This is a genomic window from Bartonella sp. CE47NXGY, assembly GCF_042195415.1.
GTDB lineage: Bacteria > Pseudomonadota > Alphaproteobacteria > Rhizobiales > Rhizobiaceae > Bartonella.
Genome location: NZ_JBHIOI010000071.1, coordinates 1 through 3417, shown reverse-complemented (window position 1 = coordinate 3417; position 3417 = coordinate 1). Strand labels below are relative to the sequence as shown.

The following is a 3417-nucleotide window of genomic DNA, read 5'->3' as shown; positions in this document are numbered from 1 at the left end:
GCCGATTTCAAGCAGTGCCAACGGCGGTATAAGCTCTATACGAGGCTTACCATCATCATTCTTATGCGCTTCGTTTGTGCTATATGAAACGTGTTTACGCATGTAAACTTCGTCGTTATCGCTAACCTCTCCATAGCCACAAACCTTGGTATATCCACAAACCTTGGCATTTCCGTAAACACGAGCATTTTCACAAACCTTAGCATTCCCATACACATGCGCATTGCCATAAACCGAAGCATCATTACTAACACAGACATAGCCACAAACCTTGGCATTGCCATAAACACGGGCATGGTCACTAACATGCGCATGCCCACTAACACGAGCATTTTCATAAACTCTAGCTCTGCCATAAATATGGGCATTGCCATAAACATAACTATCTCCATAAATAAAAGCATCTATACCAACACGGGCATTGCCATAAACACGGGCGTTTTCATAAACATTGGCTCCATTAAAAACCCATGCATTTTCATAAACCTTGGCATTATCAAAAACACAAGCCTTCTGAGCAACCCAACATTCACCATGATGACTTAAGTTGCTCTCTTTTTCGATATACCCCCCAATCTCTCCAGCCTTCACATCTCCAAAATCTCTTAAGGCTTTAATACGATGAAGTGTGTGATTACCAAAAACACGTGTCTCATCCGTGAATTCATATTTCTTTTCTACAGCCATCTTTGTCTCCTTAATGCTGTAAAGTTTCTCCGGTGTGATCAACACCGCTGCTCTTGCTAATTTTCGACATTGGGGGGTGTTGCTCTTGCATTAATCTCTGCAAGCGCTCGGGATAAAAAAAATCTTCTGGACGCAAATCTATCCCATGATCACGTGCGTAATCTAAAATTTTTTGCTGGTGTTTTGCTGGCATGTCACGCCATCTATAAACAGATGACACATCTCTTTGCACTATGGTTGCTACAGTTTTGAAACCACCTAAATATTTTATAATTAATCTCGAAGGCATATGTAATCTCCATAACAGCACAATAAATAATTGCGTTTTATGCACAAGTCAACGAAATTATGCTTTTTTATCATTTTTACACATTTGCATAAAAATATATTTTCAAGGATTATACGAACCATGGAACAAGATATTCAGTCCAAACTTAAGCTATGGATTAAAGAGCGTCTTAACGAACGAGGACACGGCGCACAAACATTATTAGCATCACATTTAGAATTACACCCATCAGCAGTGAATCGCATGCTTAATACCTATCAAAATGGTAAAACGCGAGATATAACCATAGATGAACTAGTAAAGATTTCTGAATTTTTTAACGAACCTCCCCCCAGTTTTTACAAAGAAGTAGACTTAGATTTTATGAAAATATGTGCATCACTTGATCCAGTTGACAAAGAAGCGGTGCTTGATTTTCTTGAATTATTAAAAAAATTAAAAACAAAATAAGTAATAATTAACTGCTCTTTTTCATTGAATAATGAAAAAACAGATTCTATTTTTTTATCTATATCGCTCATAAACATCTCCCAAATTGTGGATAGCGCATAATTTAATTATATATTTTAAGATTTATTTTTGCGTTTTATGCAAAATTTTAATTGACTTGTGCATAAAATACAATTATCACTGCACCATACCCCGAAAAAAAAAACCTATGTCAAGGCGTTTTTTTTCAAAATGTATTTAAATATTTTGATATGGAGGCATTTGTGAATAAACCAGTGTTTATAAATTCTGATGAAATTCTCTTAGTGATGTGCGAAAATGAAGAACAAAATCTCGCTAAATCTGGTCCTTTATTAGAAGAAAAGGACATTATCAATTTTATCGACCAAACCGATAATGCTGTCCAAATTTTGCGCGTAGAACCAACGACTAATCGTTGCGAAGATATCTCTGAAGATATTGCTGAGTTTTATCTCAAACTACGTGAACAAAAGTGTTTTGATGGCAAAATACCGCATGACTTTATTCTACACAGCACAGCATACGGTTTTTTTTTAGATGATATAAAACAGCGCGAATATGATGATGCAATGTATGGTTCTTACGAAAAACAACACCGTTTGCGTCCTTGTGATGTGCTTTAAAAGCTAAAGGCGTTTTTAAAAGACGCCACCTTTTCAAAAAATTCACCACACAATGCAATGCCGTTCTTTTGCAAGAACGACAAAGGCAGAATCTAACTTAAAGGAGTAAAACCATGGAAAAAAAATACGAACTTACTGATGAAACAATTGAGTTTGGGCGCAGAACGCTCCGCCGCATTCGTGCACTGAGAGACTTTGGATATGTCAAAAAAGGTGACCTAGGCGGTTTTATAGAAAAAGAGAGCAACTTAAGCCATAAGAGAGACTGTTGGATTTTTGGCAATGCACACGTTTACGGTGATGCCAAAGTTTATGATGATGCGCGGGTTTATGGGAATGCACGCGTTTATGACAATGCACAAGTTTATGATTATGCCGAAGTTGGTGGTGCTGATGTTGGAGATAATGCCAAGGTTTTTGACTATGCGCGGATTTATGGGAATTCTGTTATAGGGGAAAGTGTACACGTTTACGGAAATGCTAAAATTTACAATCAAGCATATATTCGCTGTCGTGTAGACATTGCTGGAAATTGTAAAATTAGTGGCTCCACCGTAATCGTAGAACGTGAGAAATAGTAATCATGGAAAAAAAATACGAATTTACTGATGAAACAATCGAAGTTGATGGCAAAATCCTTCACCGCATTCGTGCACTGAGAGATTTGGGGGACGTCAAGAAAGGTGATCTTGGCGGCTATATTGAGACTGAAGAGAACCTATCGCATGAGGACTATTGTTGGGTTGCGGATAATGCATGTATTTATGACAATGCACTAGTTTCCGATGAGGCACAAGTTTTTGGCAATGCACGTGTTTATAACAATGCACGCGTTATCGATTATGTAGAAGTTTACGGTAATGCCAAAGTTTATGATGATGCGCTGGTTTTTGATGGTGCTAGGATTTTTGATGATGCACATGTTTACGAGAGCGCACGCGTTTACTACGGGGCATGCGTTTACGGTCGTGCAGAAATTTACGGTGAGACACACGTTTACGGTAAGGCACACGTTTACGGTAAGGCAGAGGTTTACGATTGTGCACGCGTTTTCGATGAAGCACGTGTTTACGGTAAGGCAGAGGTTTACGGTTATGCATGCGTTTCCGATAAGGCAGAAGTTTACGATTGTGCACGCGTTTTCGATGAAGCACGTGTTTATGGTAAGGCAGAGGTTTACGGTTATGCATGCGTTTCCGATAAGGCAGAAGTTTACCGTAGCGCACACGTTGATGACTATAACGCCATCTCAACTGGAGAAAAGACCAGATGAAAAAATACGAACTTACTGATGAAACAATTCAGTTTGATGGATACCTTACGCTTTACCGCATACGTGCATTAAAA

General features: G+C 38.4%; 6 protein-coding genes. 4 read left to right on the top strand and 2 right to left on the bottom strand.

The genetic code is table 11. The features are described from left to right. On the bottom strand, positions 1-687 hold a 687-nt coding region (locus ACFIL3_RS09280; RefSeq protein ID WP_375682136.1), incomplete at its 3' end, for a hypothetical protein. Positions 688-697: 10 nt separating this feature from the next. Further along, complete coding sequence (locus ACFIL3_RS09275) at positions 698-976, bottom strand: hypothetical protein (protein ID WP_375682135.1); 279 nt, start codon at positions 974-976, stop codon at positions 698-700. A gap of 120 nt (positions 977-1096) precedes the next feature. Here ACFIL3_RS09275 and ACFIL3_RS09270 point away from each other — a divergent pair, with 120 nt between their 5' ends. From ACFIL3_RS09270 to ACFIL3_RS09255, 4 genes are all read left to right on the top strand, one after another. Further along, positions 1097-1426 carry a helix-turn-helix transcriptional regulator gene (locus tag ACFIL3_RS09270; protein WP_208439714.1) on the top strand — a complete coding sequence of 110 codons (330 nt, stop codon included), beginning with the start codon at positions 1097-1099 and terminating at the stop codon, positions 1424-1426. 263 nt (positions 1427-1689) lie between these two features. Then, complete coding sequence (locus tag ACFIL3_RS09265) at positions 1690-2070, top strand: hypothetical protein (protein WP_375610977.1); 381 nt, start codon at positions 1690-1692, stop codon at positions 2068-2070. A gap of 113 nt (positions 2071-2183) precedes the next feature. After that, entirely contained in the window at positions 2184-2648 is a 465-nt protein-coding gene (locus tag ACFIL3_RS09260; protein WP_375682134.1) for a hypothetical protein, read from the top strand. A 5-nt stretch (positions 2649-2653) separates the two neighbouring features. Continuing rightward, positions 2654-3343: a hypothetical protein gene (locus ACFIL3_RS09255; protein WP_375612643.1), complete on the top strand. Its 690-nt coding sequence runs from the start codon at positions 2654-2656 to the stop codon at positions 3341-3343. Positions 3344-3417: the final 74 nt, after the last annotated feature.

Coding starts and splice junctions, on each gene's coding strand:
- ACFIL3_RS09275 (WP_375682135.1), bottom strand. CDS start 976: ATGCCTTCGAGATTAATTATAAAATATTTAGGTGGTTTCAAAACTGTA.
- ACFIL3_RS09270 (WP_208439714.1), top strand. CDS start 1,097: ATGGAACAAGATATTCAGTCCAAACTTAAGCTATGGATTAAAGAGCGT.
- ACFIL3_RS09260 (WP_375682134.1), top strand. CDS start 2,184: ATGGAAAAAAAATACGAACTTACTGATGAAACAATTGAGTTTGGGCGC.
- ACFIL3_RS09255 (WP_375612643.1), top strand. CDS start 2,654: ATGGAAAAAAAATACGAATTTACTGATGAAACAATCGAAGTTGATGGC.